The organism is Faecalibacterium prausnitzii (genome assembly GCF_003287495.1).
Lineage (GTDB): Bacteria > Bacillota > Clostridia > Oscillospirales > Ruminococcaceae > Faecalibacterium > Faecalibacterium prausnitzii_I.
Genome location: NZ_PRLE01000018.1, coordinates 1 through 588 on the forward strand (window position 1 = coordinate 1; position 588 = coordinate 588).

1 protein-coding gene is annotated in these 588 nt (G+C 36.2%); it reads right to left on the reverse strand.

Features of this window, described 5'->3' with window-relative positions; all coding sequences use genetic code 11:
- Positions 1 to 117: 117 nt before the first annotated feature.
- Positions 118 to 588, reverse strand: a 471-nt coding sequence (locus C4N22_RS12695) for a DUF3592 domain-containing protein (protein WP_431602991.1), incomplete at its 5' end; no start/stop codon positions are given.

Below are 588 nucleotides of genomic sequence, written 5' to 3' on the forward strand. Positions count from 1 at the left end.
CAAAATCGTATAGATGCACATAAACTTCCTGAAAATTTGTAGCACAATCGCAATCTTCTTTTAAATAAACACGCTATAAGGATAAACTTTTTGTTTTACCTCGATTGAAAGCCATCTTTAGCTTTCTGGTTTGAGAACTGTACTTCGGGCCGGATTCTTTGGGTCTACTAAAATTTTTATTGGTGCCCCTTTCGGAATACATGGATTGAACCAAAACCACTGCGACTTTCCATTATAGGTTTCACCTTTAACTTTATACTGATAATGTACCACATATGGATAGATTACATCTTCATCGGCAAGGTGGTAGGTACTCATATGAAATTTTATATGTACTCGTTTTGTTGCTGTAACCTTTCCGATGATTCTTGTTCCATTTTTCAAAAGTTCTGCCTTTTTATAGTCGGAAATAATCGCCAATCCGATAATTATACCTGCTACAATCCATGCTAATATCGCAGCCACCCAAATACCAGACTTACACGCTCCAACCGATATAATTGCCGCCACGAACATTCCGACATATGCCAGTGTATGAATAAGATCTTTTGAAAAAAACATTTTATCTCGTGTAATTTTCATAAAACG